This is a genomic window from Aeromonas sp. 82P, from assembly GCF_051919365.1.
GTDB classification, from domain to species: Bacteria; Pseudomonadota; Gammaproteobacteria; order Enterobacterales; family Aeromonadaceae; genus Aeromonas; species Aeromonas veronii.
On sequence record NZ_JBQBEV010000001.1, the window covers coordinates 1,943,034 to 1,958,846 of the forward strand.

A 15,813-nucleotide genomic window follows, 5' to 3' on the forward strand; every position below is an offset into this window, starting at 1 on the left:
TAATCTACAAAGCCACGTATAATCCAAACCAGCTTGAAAGGGCGATAGTTATGTCAATGAATACGATGTTTCACATCTTGTCCTGTTGTTCATAAGTTAATCCCGTTTTTTGAGCTTTACCCGCTGAAAAGCATAAGTAATTATTTTGAATACAGGTTTAAAAGATATGTCTAACATGATCACCGGTACCGTTAAGTTTTTCAACGAAACCAAAGGTTTTGGCTTCATCCAGCAAGAAAACGGCCCGGACGTTTTCGTTCACTTCAGCGCCATTCAAGGTAACGGTTTCCGTACCCTGGCTGAAGGTCAGCGCGTACAGTTCTCTGTGACCCAAGGTCAGAAAGGCCCGCAGGCTGAGAACGTAACCGCTCTGTAATTCTTACAGAATTTAAGAAAGCCGTGGTACCTCTGGTGCCACGGCTTTTTGTTTATATGGCTTCTGCTACTGACTCCCATGTGCTGAATCATGCTGCTATCGCTCCTGCTTGCTGCCACCTTGACTCCGACGTCCGATGCGCCGGTACCGGTTCAATCCGCGATGGAAGCGCAGGTGATCTGCCAGCAATTTGTCCAGGTCCGGATGGGCACTGCACAGCAACCCGATGAGGTGAATGCGCGACTGGTGCCTGAAAGGGAGGGGGAGTGGCTGGTGGATGGCAAAGTAAAAGGACCCGAAGGTCCTTTGCTGTTTGCCTGTCATCTTCACCAAGGGGAGCGCTGGGAGCTACTCAACTTTTCGCTCTGGGCACCACAGCCGGTCAAAGCGGTTTGAGTGCGACCAGCAGATGTTGCAGGTGTTCAACCATGGTCATGCCAAACGGGGTGAGATAGCCGCCATCTTCTGCGCTGATGAGCCCCTGTTGATGCAGACGGGCTGCCGCCTGGCACAACTCTTCAGACATATCGCTGCGTAATTTAATCCCCAGGCTCATGTTGGCCGGATCAAAGCATGCCAGTATTTTCAAATCGTTCACGAATTCGTTAGAAACCTGGTCGATCCCAATCATGGATTTACTCCTTACGCTAAAGATGTATGCAAACTAGCATCCCCGGATCCACTTTAGTGGGCGCTGGCTCAAATTATTGATCTTTGGCTGGATGCTGCGTTTCAAATGCTGTTTTTTTCGGCGTAATCAGATGGTTGGCTGACAGCTTCGCCAAGGGCCGAGCTGGACCAAACGTGGTAGGATAGGGCACTTCTTTATATCGGACGGTCTATTGGTGGCTGTTCGCCCTGTTCAAGGTATCGCTCATGGTCAAGATCACTCTGGTATCCCTGCTGCATTCACTTTGTGCCCGCTTTCCTGTCTACCCCGCTGCTTCCTTGACGTCCCTGCTGGATGCCCATCAGGGCGAGGTATGGTTGCCTGCACGCAAGGGGGCCGACATTGCGCTGTTACGCAAGCATGCCAAGGGGGCTCATGAGCTGGCGTCACTCGATGCGGGCTGGTGTGATTTTGCCGCCAGCGACAGCGGTGATACACCCGAGCTGGATGCACTGGCCAACTACGATACAGAGATGATGGATAACCTGCTGATGTACTGGCACACCGCCGCCAAGATCAATAGCCCGATCACCGATAACCTGTTCGAGTTGCGCCGCGAGGTGGTAGATGAAGCCCATGGCGGAAAGCTTGCCGCTCTCTGGGAGCAACAACAACAGCAGCGATTTGAGCAGTTGATGAAAAGTGCGGCTGACGGTCGGGATCAACTCTGTTTCGTCGAAGTAGAGTCTGCCTACTGGCTGCGACAGAAGTTGAGCGAGCAACCTGATGTAGAGCTGATCACCCCGACCTTTTAATCAGATCTGGAAGGTTGTTGAGACGTTTTATTCGCCGCCCTGCTCTATCCTTATGGGCGTTGCTGTTTCCCCGACGGGAGTCAGGAGGCTGCAAGCTGGACAAGCTGACGACAAGATGTGAACATGGCGCCCTTTATCGAGAGAGAGACTTGGCCAATGAGCTATGAACTGAGCGACACCGAGCGCAATGCCGCGCTGCAACTGAACGCTGATTACCGTTACGATCACTTCATCAGCAAGCTGGTCGAGCATGAAGAGCTGTTCGTCCTGACTGACGAGCATGGCGTCATGATGCTGACCACCGACGATGAAGATTGCATCCCGGTATGGCCGCACCCGGAGTACGCCAAGGCGTGGGCCGAAGGCGAATGGGCCGATTGCAAGCCACAGTCCATCACCCTGAAGGTGTGGCTGGAGCGCTGGGTTGACGGTATGGAGCAGGACGAGCTGTGTGTTGCCGTGTTCCCGACCCCGGATCAGGAAGGCATCGTACTGGAGCCGGCCGATGTGGCTGACGCCATTGCCGAGAAGCAGGCCAAACGCGGCTGATCACCGAGCTATTCGCAACACCGGTTGCCAACAAAGACCCCGCTATCTGGCGGGGTCTTTTGTTTTAAGGACTTTTGCCGATGGGCTGATGCAATCAGGGCTGGCGATAAGTGGTGTCGATGATAGGCTCGGCCGGGAAAGTCTTGCCGCTCTTGATGGCTGCCCTGGTCTCGGATTTTAGCTCTTCATCAATCCACAGCAGACCGCCATAGCTGTAACCGCTGTTGTCGCCACCGAGTGGCCAGTAGAGCTGCTCGCTCTTGGGCGTTGCAGGTACTTTTGGCAGTTTGATCCATCGCCATGCCCCTTCCCGGGTATAGGGCACCTGATAGGCAGGGACGAAGCTCGCCAGCTCATAGAGCCGCTGCTGGATCTGCCGTGACAGGGCCGCCTTTTTGGCAAAGTCGAACTCCTTGTCATACTGCTCCACCAGCGCTGTGATGGCATCGTCATCGATGTTCATGATGTTGTTGGTCTGGGGCTTGTTGGCGTTGACCTTGTGGAAGAACTCCCAATAGGCGGGATAGCGGCTACTCGCCCAGGCCATCCAGGCGCTCTGGTGCTTTTTCTCCAGCATCGATTTGAAACCGGCCGAGGCATCCATCAGGTTGAGCTCCAGATTAAGCCCCGCCTTCTTGGCCTCTTCCCGCAACAGCGTGAGCCGCTGGGCGTGCTCTGCTGTGGTATAGGTGATGGCGAGGGTCAGTGACTGCCCCTTGTCGTTTTGCAAAATCCCCTGTGGCCCAACCTTGTCAAAGCCTGCCTTGGCAAAGTATTCCCGTGCCAGTTTGGGATCGAACGGACGGGCCTTGATCTCGCTGTTGGTAAATTCACCCTGACCGGAGCCATAACTGTTGAGTCGCTGGTAATCCCCCCGCAGCAGGGTGGTGAGCATCTTGTCGAGGTTGAGGGCATGCTGGACCCCGAGCCGCACATCGAGATTATTCAGCTGCGGATCGGCGGTGTTGAGATAGAGCCCCATCGGCGATTGCGGAGTCTGGTTGTAGAACCAGGTACGCGTGATATAACCCTTCTCGAACTCCGCGGTTTTGGTCTTGTCGTGCCACCAGTTGGGCATCACCAGCGGGAAGGTGTCGAGATCGCCGCGCAGGAAGTGCTGCCAGGCGATGTTCAGATCCCTGAGCACCTTGATCTCGATCCGCGCAGGATTGAAGCGATGCTGGAAGTAGCGCTCGTCATCCCCCCACCAGTTTTCAATCCGTTTGAAGGTGACCGATTTGCCCTTTTTCACCTGATCGATCTGATAGGGGCCGGTGACTGGCAAAACCTTCCAGTTGTACTCCTTGACCCAGTTGGCGGTGAGCTTGATGGCGTGGCTCGGCTCCGGGCTGATGGGCAGTGACTCGAGCAGATCCTGGCGGCTCTTTTCGGTGCCGCTGGTGATGGCCAGGGTGTGATCATCAAACTTGGTGATATCGGCTATCTGGGTGCTGTAGTAGTTGTTGTACCAGGGGTCGTTGATCTCTTTGCTGCGCATCATCTTGAGGGTAAAGAGCCAGTCATCGGCGGTCACCGGTTGGCCGTCTGACCAGCGCGCTTTGGGATTGATGCGAAAATAGAGGGTCTTGTTGTCGGCGCCGAAGGCCCACTCGTTTGCCAGCATCGGCATGGGGTTGCCGGTGACGGGATGAGTGCTCAGCAGTGGCAGGTTGGTTTCCCGCACGTAACCGGCAAAGCCGCCGTTGGAGTCGGGGCCATATTTGCGCAGGGTCAGGGGGAAGCTGGTCATAAAGGTGCGAAAGGTGCCGCCGCGTTTGGCGGCCGGATCGGCATAGAGAGGATCCTGGTTGTTGCTCTCCCACTTCAAGTCGGCAGGCAGCGTGGCACTCCAGCCAAACGGGCTCCAGCACAGGGTCAGGGTGATGGCGGTGGCGCGAATGATAGGGGAGAGTCGGCGCTCCCCGGCGGTGATGGTCGATGGCATGTCCTTGCTCTCCTGAAAATCTGCTTCCTGCAGATCACGCACTGGTGATGTCAGTCCCGATGGGGACTGGCTCATCATGAAAATTTTATCCTGTCAGGTCAATGAAATAGCGTGAATTAGCGGGTGGCCTAGGCCGCAACGCAGTGCAGGATGATCCCCTTGGCCGCAATGGCTGTCCGCATAGGGGCGGGCAGGGCATCGTCGGTAACCAGCACGTTGATCTGACCCGGCGCGCCGAGCTGGCTCGGGTGGATGGCGCCAAATTTGCTGCTGTCGGTGATGACCACATTGGTCATCCCCTTGGCCAGCACACTGTTGACCACATCGGCCCGCATCATGTCGCGGCCAGTGAAACCCATCTCGGGATGAAAACCGTCGACCCCGATAAAGGCCTTGGAGAAGTGCACCTGCTCGATGCAGAGGCGCGTGAGCGGCCCCACCACGCTCTCGCTCTGATGCTGGAACAGCCCGCCGAGCAGCACCACCTGAGCCGGGGTGTCTTTGAGCAGATGGGCGATATAGCTGCTGATGGTGATGATGGTGACCCGTTTGTGCAGGGCCAGATGGCGCGCCAGCATGGCGTTGGCGCTGCCCCCCTCGATAAAGACCGTCTCGCCATCTTCCACCAGCTGGGCGGCCCGCTCGGCGAGGCGCTCCTTGAGCAGGTAATTGATGTTCATCCGGGCATCCGGGTCATCGGTCTCCAGCGCCATGGCCGAGCCGTGTACCCGTCTGAGCAGTCCCTGTTTCTCCAGCGCGGTGAGGTCGTTGCGCACCGTTACCTCAGACACGCCGGTATGTCGGGAGAGTTCACTCACGCTCATCTTGCGAGCCTGATGGACCAGAGTGAGGATCAGTTGGTGGCGTGGATTCATGGTGCGCTCACATAGAAGGTGGTGGATAGCGGCAAGCCACCCGTGGGGTGGCTTGCCAATCATATGACGTCACAGGCGCCATGGGGTGCGCCCCGTCAGAGACTGTGCTCGGTGCGGGCGATGATATCATCTTGCGCATCCGGGGATAAGGCGGTGAAGAAGGCCGAATAGCCCGCCACTCGCACCACCAGATCCCGGTATTGATCCGGATTGGCTTTGGCTGCCAGCAGGGTCTCCCGCGAGACGATGTTGTACTGCACATGCCACCCCTTGTGCACTTCGAAGAAGGTGCGCAGCAGGCTCATCAGCTTGGCCTTGTCCCGCTCGTTCTCAAGGCTCGCCGGACTCAGCTTCTGGTTGAGCAGCACCCCGCCGAGGATGGCCGCCGTGGGCAGCTTGCCGATGGAGTTGAACACCGCCGTCGGGCCGAGACGATCCGAACCCGACGACGGGCTGGCCCCTTCCGCCAGCGGCGTACGGGCATGGCGACCATCCGGGGTAGCCATGGTGGCGGCACCGAAGGGCACGTTGGCGGAGATGGAGGAGGTGCCCGCATAGTAGGTACCGCCGATGGGGCCGCGGCCGAAGCGGGTGTTGTGCAGTCCCTTGAGCTCGTCGATGTAGCTCTGGTAGGCCTGCACCAGTAGCAGGTCAACCTCGTCCAGATCGTTGCCATATTTGGGGGCGGCGTTGGTGAGGCGCTGGCGCAGCTGCTCCCCCGCCAGTCCGGCAAAATCTTGCTCGAGTGCTTCGGCCAGCTCTTGCTGATCCACAATCCCCTGCTCGAACACCAGTTTCTTCAGGGCAGCCAGGCTGTTACCGAGGTTGGCGATCCCCACCTGCAGACCGGAGACCCAGTCATAGACGGCGCCCCCCTCCTTGATGGTCTTGCCGCGCTCGATGCAGTCATCTACCAGGGTGCTGCAGAGGATGTCATGGGCTTGGGCTTCCAGCACGCTGTCGACCACGCAGTCGATCTCGATGGATTTGCGGGTGAAGTAGCGCACCTGCTCATCCCAGCGGGCCATCACCTCGTCAAAGTTGCCAAAACTCCCGTCTCGCAGCGACTGGGGCTGGGGCAGGAATACCTTGCCTGTGGTGGCATCGCGGCCGCCATCGAGCGCCGCCAGCAGGATGCGGGCGAAGTTGATAAAGCTCATGCCGGTGCAGCGGTAGCCCCATTTGCCGGGTACGGCGGTCTCGATGCAGCCGATGGCGGCGTAGTGGTGGGCATCCTCCACGCTCACCCCGAGCTTGATGAACTCGGGGATCACCACTTCGTCGTTGTTGAAGGCGGGCATGCCAAAGCCGCAGCGGATCACCTGAATGCAGGCGTCGAGGAAATCCTCACTCATCCCGGCGTGGTAGCGCACCGAGAGGTTGGGCTGGGTAGATCTCAGCTGGCCGCAGGACTCCAGAATCGCGTAGGAGAGGCCGTTGACCCCGTCATGGGCAGTGCCATCCCGCCAGTTCTGGCCGCCGATGGTGACGTTTTGATAGAGCGGGCTGCCGGCGGAGGCCTTGGAGTGGGTGCCGGAGCGGATCTTGTTCACCTCCAGCAACTTGAGCCAGCACCCTTGCAGCAGCTCGATGGCTCGCGTCCGAGACAGGGATTCCGACAATTCCACCTCGCGGCGATACCAGGGGTAGAGATATTGATCCATCCGGCCGAACGACACCGAATGGCCGTTGGATTCGATCTGCAGAATGAGCTGGATAAAGTAGCAGAGCTGCAGCGCCTGCCAGAAGGTCTCGGGGGACTGGTGGGCGATGTGGGCGCAGTTGAGCGCGATGGTCTCAAGCTCGTTTCGGCGCTCGGGGCGAGATTCTTGTGCTGCCATATCATGGGCAAGTGCGGCGTAGCGCGCGATGTGAGCGCTGACCGCATCCAGAGTGATGGCGACGGCGTGCAGGAACTGCTCGCGCTGCAGATCGGCCCAATCCGCCAAATCTAGCCGACTGCGGCGCTCGGCCACCTTGGCCTTGAAGCCATCGAGCCCCAGCGTGAGCAGCTCCTCATAGTTGACCGCGAGGTGAGCATCCCCCGAGGTCATGTTGCCCTCGGCCTTGATGATGCCGCTCTCCAGCAGCGCTTTCTGCTCGTCGGTAAAGAGGCCGAAGCAGCGATCCTGCACCGTCTGGCCGCGCCAGAAGGGGGTTAGGGCGTGGATGATTGCCTTGTCGGTTTCGCTGACTGCAAAACCGGCGCCGGGGCGGTCTGCCAGCTCGTCGATCTCCTTCTCAATCCAGCTCACCGTGTACTCAGGATACAGTGGCGCTGCCCGCACCTGACTGGCCTGATTGCCGACGATCAGCTCGTCGTGCTTGATCCAGATGGTGCGCTCCTTGAGGTGATGGGCCAGCGCCAGCGCGCGGCGCACCGGCAGCGGCCGGGCGAGATGAGCCTGATAGGCCTCGGTGTAGTGGCGGGCACGCTCGGTGCAGACCGGTGGCTGCACTATGTGGATCAGGCTCTCTTTGTGGGCGCGGATCCGTGGGCTGAGGGTATTGAGGTCGAGCTGGGTCATGATCTTATCCTCTGGTCACAGGGGTCAGCCCCTGACGTTGGGCGTATGCGTGGGCAAAGCGGAGTAAATCGGGGTCGTCGAGCGGCGCGTCCGGCGCCTGATAGGGCAGATCCAGCAGGGCATATTTGCCCATCCCCAGCGTGTGGTAGGGGAGGAAGTGGATCTCCTGCACCGTGCCGAGGCTGGCGGCGGTGTCGGTGATGGCGCTGATCGATGCGCGGTCGGCATTGAAGCCGGGAATGAGCGGCACCCGGATCTGCATCGGCACGCCGTGCTCGGCGAGGCGTTTGAGGTTCGCGATGGGTAGCTCCACCTTGCCGCGGGTCCAGTGGAAGAAGCGTTCTTTATCGACGTGTTTGAGATCTGCCAGCACCAGATCCAGTGAGGGGAGGCTTGGCTCAATCTGGTGCCATGGCACATGGAGGCAGCTCTCGACCGCGGTGTGCAGCCCTTCGGCCTTGCAGCGGGCGAGCAGGGACGCTGCAAAGTCGGGCTGCATAAACGGCTCGCCACCGGAGAGGGTGACGCCACCGCCGCTGCGCTCGAAGAAGGGGCGATCCCGCAAGATGGTGTCCATCAGGGTGTCCAGGGTTTCATCGCGGCCGCACACCTGCAGCGCTTCGCTTGGGCAGAGGCCGCGCAGCCGTTCCATATCGCCGGCCTTGAGGGCAGAACGGCTGAGCTGGATGCCTTCGCTGTCACGCAAGATTGCCGGACAAGACTGGCTGCATAGCTGGCATCCCTCGATGCACTGGCGCCGGTCGAGTAGTATGTCCGGCTTGGGAGAGCGGCTTTCCGGGTTTTGACACCACAGACAGGCCAGCGAGCACCCCTTGAGAAACACCAGGGTGCGAATGCCGGGGCCGTCGTGAGTTGAATATCGTTGCAGGTCGAAAATCATACCGCCTCCTTTTGTATTTGCATTCTATTTGCTTTCATTCGAAAGTTGATTTGATTTCGATAAAGCTATTTGCAGATGTTTTATCGCTAGAATGGCGACATATTGAACATCCCGTTAAGGAGTTAGAGATGGAGCTGTATCTCGATACCGCCGATGTGGCGGCAGTGCGTCGCTGGTCACGGATCCTGCCGTTGGCCGGTGTCACCACCAATCCTTCCATTACCGCCGCCGGGGGATTGCCGCTCTGTGAGCTGCTGCCCGCCCTGCGCGACGTGCTGGGGCCCAAGGCGCGCCTGTTTGCCCAGGTGATGGCCAAAACCGAAACCGAGATGGTGCGCGAGGCATTTGCCCTGCGTGAGCTGGATCCGGATCTGGTGATCAAAATCCCGGTATGCGCAGAGGGGTTGGCGGCCATCAAGAGCCTGACCGCCAACGGTGTGCCGACTCTGGGCACCGCTGTCTATACCCCGCTGCAGGGCTGGTTGGCGGCGGTGGCGGGGGCGGAATATGTCGCGCCCTACGTTAACCGGCTGGATGCCCAGGGGGGCGATGGCATTGCCACCGTGCAGGAGTTGCAACAGCTGCTTGTGCTGCACGCACCGAACAGCAAGGTGCTGGCGGCGTCATTCCGTACCCCGCGCCAAGCGCTCGACTGCCTGCTGGCCGGTTGCCAATCGATCACCTTGCCGCTCGATGTGGCGGAGCAGCTGCTGAACGTGCCGGCGGTGGATGCGGCGCTGGTGAAGTTCGATCAGGATTGGCAGCGCGCTTTCGGTCGCTGATCCCGGTCGCAAGCTGATTGCCGTGATTGAGGGGGGGGGGGTGAAGAAGCGCGGGTGATGGAGATTGGCCGACTAGACTTTAAACAGGTGGCCACGTTCGCTGGCCGCCCTGCAGTCTACCGGAGGTATCCCATGAGTGACCATCTGCTACTCCCCCATGGTGAAGATTTGCGTCGTGCGGTGCTTTGGCTCAGCGAGCATCATCAGCACGATATCGCCGCCATTGAAGAGGCCAGCCTGCGTTTTGATCTCTCGCCGCTGGATGAGGAGTTTCTGATCCGGCACTGGCTCGACAGCCAGCGCCAATCATGAAGATCCGTGGTGAGGGATTAGAAGAAGTTGGCGAGGTTGATGCCAAACTCTTTGGGGTCGACCGTGTTTTCGATGCTCTCCTGCACCCCTGACTTGGCCAGATCCAGCCACTGTACGTCGAGGTAGTGACGCTGGGTGGCGTGATAGATCACCTTGACCACCGGCTTGAGCGGCTGCTGCTCGTTGCGCTGCATCACGATAGCCAGGCGCTGGTTTGAGAGCTGTACCAGAGTGCCCACCGGATAGACCCCCATGCACTTGATGAACTTGGTAACCAGTTCGGCATCAAAGTGCTGATTGATCCCCTTGAGCAGAATGCGGAAGGCCTGGGTCGGCTGCATACCTGCTTTGTAGACCCGATCCGCTGTGATGGCATCATAGACATCGACGATGCCGCTCATCCGGGTATAGAGGGAGAGCTGCTCCCCCTTGAGTCGCTGCGGGTAGCCGGAGCCATCGAGCCGCTCGTGGTGGTTGGCGGCCACCTCCAGCATGGTGGGGGTGATGCCCGGGGTATTGCTGAGGATCTCGTAACTGTGCACCACATGCTGACGCATGATGGCGAACTCCTCATCGGTCAGCTTGCCCGGTTTGTGGAGCACCTCGTCCGGGGTCATGATCTTGCCCACGTCGTGCAGCAGGCCACCCAGGGTCAGCTCCTTGAGCACGCTGCGCTCAAGCCCCAGATAGCGGCCGAAGTTAGCCAGCAGAATGGCCACGTTCATGGAGTGTTCCATCAGATAGGCATCCTTGGCGCGAATACGGGCCAGACAGAGCATGGCATCGCCGTGGGTGAACATGGTGTCCACCATCTCTTCGGCGACTTCGGCCAGCGGGGTGATGTCGATGGGTTCACCCGCTTTGAGGTGACGAATGAACTTGCCTTGCAGCTCGCGCGCTTCCTGATAGAGGCGGCGGATTTTAAGCTCCCGCCCTTCACCGTTGGCACTGGCACGGCGCCCTACCTGGGCGCTGTTGGCATTGAGATCGGGGGAGGTAACGGCGTCACTCTCGGCACTGCCCAGCTTGCTGCGGGCCAGATCGATGCGTACCGTGAGCACCCCTTGACGCACCAGATTGGCAATTTGCGCCACGCTGGTCACCAAGCCCATCTGGGCGATCTCCATCCCACCTGTCTGGCTGGCGATAGCAATGACATACATGCCGGGTTTCAGCTGGTTGATGGGAATGACGGGATAGGATGCTTGAGACTTCATGAGGGCTTCCTGACTCTTATTATTATGAGTATCGTTCGGATGGGTCACACCGGAGAAGTGTAACATCGGATGACCAGTTCGTCATAATTGGCAACCCCTTAACAGTGGCGTTGTCGCCCCCGCCCGATATAATGACGCCCCTTTACTTGTTGGACTCCGAGGTTGTGAATGCGGCTTGATAAATTTCTGTGCGATTGTTCCGATTTGACCCGCTCGCTGGCAGGCAAACTGATCCGTCAGGGTGAGGTCATGGTGGATGGCATTGTGGTCAAGCAGCCCGCCTTTCATATCAATGAGCAGAGCCAGATCGAGTTTGACGGCGTGTTGCTGACGCTGGAGCAGCGCAACCGCTATTTCATGCTGCACAAGCCGGAAGGTTATGTCTGTTCCAACGAGGATCCGGATCACCCGACCGTCTTCTTCCTGATGGATGAACCGGCGATGGGCAAGCTGCATGTAGTGGGGCGCCTCGACCTCGACACCACGGGGCTGGTGCTGGTGACCGACGACGGTCAATGGTCCCACCGCATCACCTCACCGCGCCACGAGTGTGCCAAGACCTATCACGTCTGGCTGGCCGATCCGGTGAGCCCGGATGCAATCGAGCTGTTCGCCGAAGGGGTCTACCTGCGTAACGAGACCGATAAAACCCGTCCTGCCCAGCTGGAAATTTTCGGTGAGTGCGAGGCTCGCCTGACCATCCACGAAGGCAAGTACCATCAGGTCAAGCGGATGTTTGCCTCCATCGGCAACAAGGTCGTTGGCTTGCATCGCGAGCGGGTGGGGGGCTTGACGCTTGACGAAGAGCTGGCCCCTGGTGAATACCGCGAGCTGACCGCTGAGGAGATAGCCCTGTTCTGATCAGGGATGGCGCCGGGTGTCAGTGAGTGCTGAAACCCAGCACCAGCGCCGTGCCCAGGGTGGCAATCAGTGCACCCGCCCAGGCGGCAATGGATGGCCGCTCCCCCGAGTGCCACCACAACAGCGGCAGCAGCAGTACCGGCGTGGTGGAGGAGAGAATGGCCACCATGCCCACCTCGCCCTGCCGCAGCGCCATCAGGATCAGCGTCATCCCCAGCCCCATCGCCAGAAAACCGTTGGAGGCAATCATGGCGAGGATATGGCGATTGACCGGTTTGAGCGGCATGGCCAGCGGCAAGCGCCCCAGCCGCAGGACGCAGTGGGCCAGCAGGGCACTGACCATCCGGATACCCGATGCACTCACCGCATCCACCTCACCACTCATCATCACCGGCTTGGCGATGATGGCTCCCACGCTTTGACACAGTGCCGCCGTCAGGCCAAGGCCAATTCCCAGCGCCAGATTGCCACGGATCTGCTCCCACTCGTTGCTGCTACTGCGTCTGCCAAACAGAATCGCCAGCATCACGCCGGCAAAGACCAGCACGGCCCCCAGCAGTCGCCAGCCTGTCAGCTGTTCATTAAAGAGCCACAGCCCCAGCAGGGCGGAAAACAGCGCATGGCAGGAGAAGAGCAGGGCACTGCGTCTTGGCCCCAGCCGATTCATGCAGGCAAACAGCGCGGTATCGCCCACGAAGATACCGACCAGCCCCGAGATGGCGAGCAGGGGCAGGGCGCTTGCGGTGAGGGTTTGCCAGCCACCGGTGAGCAGACTCATGGTGCCGAGCATCAGGCTGACCAGAAACATGCGCCAGCGGCTGTAGGCAAATGCGCCGAGATGACGGGCCGGTTTGACCGAAATTAGCGCTGCAACTGCCCATAAACTGGCCGACGCGAGGGCCAGCCACTCATAACCCATAAAAACTCCTGAAAAAATTAACCCGAAAGACTCCATCTCCCGGGCAAGCCCGATACAATACGGGGCGTTTTCGGGGATAACAAGAGCGGCATCAGGCATTCATCAGGCGCGCCGCCGGCCTTCCCCTCCTGCAGTGGTTTTATTCGAGGTTTTGTCATGAGGTATGGTTTCTTCCCCAAGCTGGCGCAACGCTGGCTCTCCCCGCTATTGCTTGCCGTGCTGGCAGGGCCCCTGGCCCATGCCACCACCGTTGAGCAGCAGCCTCTGCTTGCCGATCGGCAAATCCTGGTCAAGGGCAACGGTGCCGAGCCGGAGTCACTGGATCCGGCCCTGGTGCGCTCCGGTTTCCCGGGGGAGGCCGTACTGGTCGATCTGTTTGAAGGGCTGGTCAGCGAAGATGGTCAGGGGCATATCGTCCCCGCTCAGGCACAGCGCTGGGAGGTGAGTGAAGATGGGCTAGAGTGGCGATTCTTCCTGCGCCCCCAACTGAAATGGTCCAATGGCGAGCCGCTGGTGGCCGCTGATTTTGTCTATGCCTGGCGCCGTCTGCTCGATCCGGCTATCAACTCCCCTTCTGCCGGATTGCTGCTGGCAACGGGGATCAACAATGCTCAATCCATCTATGCCGGCGCGCTGGAGCTCGGCAATCTGGGCATTGAAGCGCAAAGCGATCAGATTTTGAAAATCACCCTGGAGCGGCCGGCTCCCTATTTCCTGCAGCTCATCAGTCAGCGCCCCTTTGTGCCAGTCAATCAGAAGGCGATAGCTAAATTTGGCAAACAGTGGACCGAGCCCGGCAAGCTGGTGAGCAATGGTGCGTACCGGCTGGCAAGCTGGACGCCGAACGAGCGGATCGAAGCCGAGCGCAATATCCACTACTGGGATGACCTTCACACCCGTATCGGACGGGTCACCTATCTGCCTATCACTTCGCAACATGCCGAACGGCTGCGCTATGAGGCTGGTGAAATACAGCTCACCAACAAGGTCTCCCTCGGCTATTACCAGAAGATGAAGCGCGAATCTCCGGAGCGGCTCTGGGGCTTGCCGCTGTTTGGCACCTATCTCTATGCGTTCAATCTGAAGCGCCCCGAACTGCAGGATGTGCGGGTGCGTCAGGCGCTCTCCATGGCGGTTGATCGACAGCAGCTCATTGGATCGGTGAGCGGGCAGGATGAACAGGCTGCATGGTCGCTGTTGCCGGAGATGCCGGGTTACCCCCGGGTGATATTGCCTGTGGCGCTTGAAGATATGCCAACCCGCCAGGCCAAAGCGGCAGCGTTGTTGTCAGCGGCCGGGTATAACAGTGCCAATCCACTCAAGCTGAGCATTACCTACAACAGCGCAGAAACCCACAAGCAGATGGCGATGGCCATTGCCGCCATGTGGCAGAAGCTGGGGGTGCAGGTCACCCTCAACAGTCTGGAGTGGGGCGCCTATCAGGTGGCCAAGGATAGCGGTGATTTCCTGGTGGCCAGAAGCTTCCTGTTTGGCGATTACGTGGAGCCGTCTGCCATGTTGGGCAGCTTCCGTTGTCAGGATCTGCGCAACGAGAGCGGCTACTGCAATCCCGACTTTGATCTGTTGCTGGAGCAGGCTGCCAATACGCTGGACAGCGCGAGCCGTGTTGAACTCTACCGGCATGCCGAACAGTTGCTGCTTGAGGAGGCGCCGATCCTCCCCGTGTATCATTACAATCAGATGAGACTGGTCGATCCCGCGCTGCGAGGGCTGCCCAGCCAGAATTTGAAAGGGACGATTGCCACCAAGGATCTCTATTTCAGCCCGCAGTGAGGAGCATTTCATGAAACTTGCCATCATTTCCGACATCCACGGCAGCATCATTGCGCTGGAGCGGGTGCTGACCCAACTTGAGCCCTGGCAGCCGGACCACTATCTGCTGCTCGGCGATCTGCTCAACCATGGCCCGCGCAATCCTCTGCCGGAGGGATATAACCCGGCCGCCGTGGCTGATCGGCTCAACGAGCTGGCACCGCAGATCATCGCGGTGCGGGGCAATTGTGATTCCGAAGTGGATCAGATGCTGTTGCGCTTTCCCATCACCGCCCCCTACAACCAGTTGCTGGTCGATGAGCGGCGCTGGTTTGTCAGCCATGGCCATCTTTATCGCACGGACGAGGTTCAGCTTCCGGCGGGTAGTCTGTTCCTGAGCGGCCACACCCATGTGCCGGTGCTGGAGTGGCAGGGGGAACGGATATTGATGAACCCGGGGTCAATCTGTTTCCCGCGCGGCGAGTTGCCTGCCAGTTACGGGAGCTATGAGGACGGGGTACTGCGCGTCAATGCGTGTGAGGACGGGCGAGAGTTGTTGCGACTGGTGCTTTAAAACGGACAGCAAAAATGCAAGGCCTGATAAGAGATGTCAGGCCTTGATACCGTAGGAGCGGGTGCCAGAGCGAGTGTTACCCTTGGCGTCATATGTGAGGCTGTTGCGATCGCGCAGCTGACTCAGAAAGGTTGCCAGACGACGGTTTGAGACGATGCTCAATTCAAGCAAGCGACCGTTGATATCATTTTGTGCCTGGCAGGCATCCAGTTTTGCACGAAGCTGTGCTATCTCGTCGGGATAGGCTGCCAGCTGCAGTGCCAGTTCCGGCATCTCTGCCAGTGTCTTGTCCAGGGTTTCTATCGCAGCAAGCAACTGCTGTTTGCGCTCGGTCAGTGCGGGCAGGGCCAGTGCCTGATGCTGTTCGAGCAAGCTGAACTCCTCTTCCAGAATGCCTTGCATCTGGCTGAGGTAATCATCTTGGGTGTGCAGTAACGAAGGTAAATCCATCATCCCAGAACTTTGTCCAGATTGGCCTCGAAACTGAACATCTTCTTGGCCACAGCGTCGCTGTTAACCTGATATTCACCACTCGCGACGGCTTTTTTCAGCCGTTCGACCTTGCTCTCATTGCCGGTCGAGGCGGTATTGAGGTTTTGTTGCACCTTTTGCAATTGTTGCGCCTCACTGGTCAAGGAGACGGAGTCCAGCTTGACAGTAGCCGCTTTGTTTTCGGGCGATGAGGTGACTGACTTGCTGCCTGTCCCCTGGCTATTAGCGGTATTTTGCAACCGATTATTCGCCAAGTTGTTGATATTGTTGATGGCCATTTTAGT

18 protein-coding genes are annotated in these 15,813 nt (G+C 59.0%); 9 read left to right on the plus strand and 9 right to left on the minus strand.

Annotated elements, in window-relative coordinates; genetic code table 11:
• The first annotated feature begins 166 nt into the window (after window positions 1–166).
• The gene (locus tag ACTG2S_RS09005; protein ID WP_005302803.1) at window positions 167–376 is read left to right on the plus strand and encodes a cold-shock protein; all 210 of its coding nucleotides are present in this window, start codon (window positions 167–169) and stop codon (window positions 374–376) included.
• A 90-nt stretch (window positions 377–466) separates the two neighbouring features.
• A complete protein-coding gene (locus tag ACTG2S_RS09010; RefSeq protein WP_108540234.1) occupies window positions 467–772 on the plus strand; it encodes a hypothetical protein in 306 nt (101 codons plus the stop codon).
• Here the strand turns inward: ACTG2S_RS09010 and ACTG2S_RS09015 are convergent.
• On the minus strand, window positions 759–1,007 hold the full coding sequence (locus ACTG2S_RS09015; protein WP_005334209.1) for a TIGR02647 family protein: 249 nt from the start codon (window positions 1,005–1,007) through the stop codon (window positions 759–761). The two genes, ACTG2S_RS09010 and ACTG2S_RS09015, sit on opposite strands and share 14 nt — an antisense overlap.
• Before the next feature lie 245 nt (window positions 1,008–1,252).
• On the opposite strand from ACTG2S_RS09015, the gene ACTG2S_RS09020 reads away from it, so the two are divergent.
• Both ACTG2S_RS09020 and ACTG2S_RS09025 read left to right on the plus strand, forming a co-directional pair.
• Window positions 1,253–1,801: a hypothetical protein gene (locus ACTG2S_RS09020; RefSeq protein WP_274161365.1), complete on the plus strand. Its 549-nt coding sequence runs from the start codon at window positions 1,253–1,255 to the stop codon at window positions 1,799–1,801.
• Window positions 1,802–1,957: 156 nt separating this feature from the next.
• A complete protein-coding gene (locus ACTG2S_RS09025) occupies window positions 1,958–2,350 on the plus strand; it encodes a DUF2750 domain-containing protein (RefSeq protein WP_005334204.1) in 393 nt (130 codons plus the stop codon).
• Between the two features lie 94 nt (window positions 2,351–2,444).
• Here ACTG2S_RS09025 and ACTG2S_RS09030 read toward each other — a convergent pair whose 3' ends face one another.
• From ACTG2S_RS09030 to ACTG2S_RS09045, 4 genes are all read right to left on the minus strand, one after another.
• A complete protein-coding gene (locus tag ACTG2S_RS09030; protein WP_201945667.1) occupies window positions 2,445–4,295 on the minus strand; it encodes an extracellular solute-binding protein in 1,851 nt (616 codons plus the stop codon).
• Window positions 4,296–4,423: 128 nt separating this feature from the next.
• Window positions 4,424–5,170, minus strand: a complete 747-nt coding sequence (locus ACTG2S_RS09035) for a DeoR/GlpR family DNA-binding transcription regulator (RefSeq protein ID WP_201945479.1) — start codon at window positions 5,168–5,170, stop codon at window positions 4,424–4,426.
• 95 nt (window positions 5,171–5,265) lie between these two features.
• Entirely contained in the window at window positions 5,266–7,698 is a 2,433-nt protein-coding gene (locus ACTG2S_RS09040) for a formate C-acetyltransferase/glycerol dehydratase family glycyl radical enzyme (protein ID WP_274161366.1), read from the minus strand.
• 4 nt (window positions 7,699–7,702) lie between these two features.
• A complete protein-coding gene (locus ACTG2S_RS09045; RefSeq protein ID WP_439982358.1) occupies window positions 7,703–8,599 on the minus strand; it encodes a glycyl-radical enzyme activating protein in 897 nt (298 codons plus the stop codon).
• A gap of 128 nt (window positions 8,600–8,727) precedes the next feature.
• On the opposite strand from ACTG2S_RS09045, the gene fsa reads away from it, so the two are divergent.
• Together fsa and ACTG2S_RS09055 are read left to right on the plus strand one after the other, a co-directional pair.
• Window positions 8,728–9,381: a fructose-6-phosphate aldolase gene (gene fsa, locus ACTG2S_RS09050; protein ID WP_110302900.1), complete on the plus strand. Its 654-nt coding sequence runs from the start codon at window positions 8,728–8,730 to the stop codon at window positions 9,379–9,381.
• 132 nt (window positions 9,382–9,513) lie between these two features.
• The gene (locus ACTG2S_RS09055; protein WP_005344504.1) at window positions 9,514–9,693 is read left to right on the plus strand and encodes a hypothetical protein; all 180 of its coding nucleotides are present in this window, start codon (window positions 9,514–9,516) and stop codon (window positions 9,691–9,693) included.
• A 17-nt stretch (window positions 9,694–9,710) separates the two neighbouring features.
• Here the strand turns inward: ACTG2S_RS09055 and ACTG2S_RS09060 are convergent, their stop codons facing one another.
• Window positions 9,711–10,910 carry an HD-GYP domain-containing protein gene (locus ACTG2S_RS09060; RefSeq protein WP_274161367.1) on the minus strand — a complete coding sequence of 400 codons (1,200 nt, stop codon included), beginning with the start codon at window positions 10,908–10,910 and terminating at the stop codon, window positions 9,711–9,713.
• Window positions 10,911–11,078: 168 nt separating this feature from the next.
• Between ACTG2S_RS09060 and rsuA the strand changes: the two genes are divergently transcribed.
• Window positions 11,079–11,771: a 16S rRNA pseudouridine(516) synthase RsuA gene (rsuA, locus tag ACTG2S_RS09065; RefSeq protein WP_274161368.1), complete on the plus strand. Its 693-nt coding sequence runs from the start codon at window positions 11,079–11,081 to the stop codon at window positions 11,769–11,771.
• A 19-nt stretch (window positions 11,772–11,790) separates the two neighbouring features.
• Here the strand turns inward: rsuA and ACTG2S_RS09070 are convergent, their stop codons facing one another.
• Window positions 11,791–12,690 (minus strand): DMT family transporter, encoded by a 900-nt coding sequence (locus ACTG2S_RS09070; protein ID WP_274161369.1) that lies wholly within the window; start codon window positions 12,688–12,690, stop codon window positions 11,791–11,793.
• A gap of 156 nt (window positions 12,691–12,846) precedes the next feature.
• Here ACTG2S_RS09070 and ACTG2S_RS09075 point away from each other — a divergent pair, with 156 nt between their 5' ends.
• Both ACTG2S_RS09075 and yfcE read left to right on the plus strand, forming a co-directional pair.
• Entirely contained in the window at window positions 12,847–14,484 is a 1,638-nt protein-coding gene (locus ACTG2S_RS09075) for a peptide ABC transporter substrate-binding protein (protein WP_274161370.1), read from the plus strand.
• 10 nt (window positions 14,485–14,494) lie between these two features.
• The gene (gene yfcE / locus ACTG2S_RS09080; RefSeq protein WP_064338295.1) at window positions 14,495–15,037 is read left to right on the plus strand and encodes a phosphodiesterase; all 543 of its coding nucleotides are present in this window, start codon (window positions 14,495–14,497) and stop codon (window positions 15,035–15,037) included.
• A 36-nt stretch (window positions 15,038–15,073) separates the two neighbouring features.
• Here yfcE and ACTG2S_RS09085 read toward each other — a convergent pair whose 3' ends face one another.
• The gene (locus tag ACTG2S_RS09085; RefSeq protein ID WP_191966281.1) at window positions 15,074–15,490 is read right to left on the minus strand and encodes a flagella synthesis protein FlgN; all 417 of its coding nucleotides are present in this window, start codon (window positions 15,488–15,490) and stop codon (window positions 15,074–15,076) included.
• Entirely contained in the window at window positions 15,487–15,807 is a 321-nt protein-coding gene (gene flgM, locus ACTG2S_RS09090) for a flagellar biosynthesis anti-sigma factor FlgM (RefSeq protein ID WP_274161371.1), read from the minus strand. Before flgM ends, ACTG2S_RS09085 begins: the two co-directional genes overlap by 4 nt.
• Window positions 15,808–15,813: the final 6 nt, after the last annotated feature.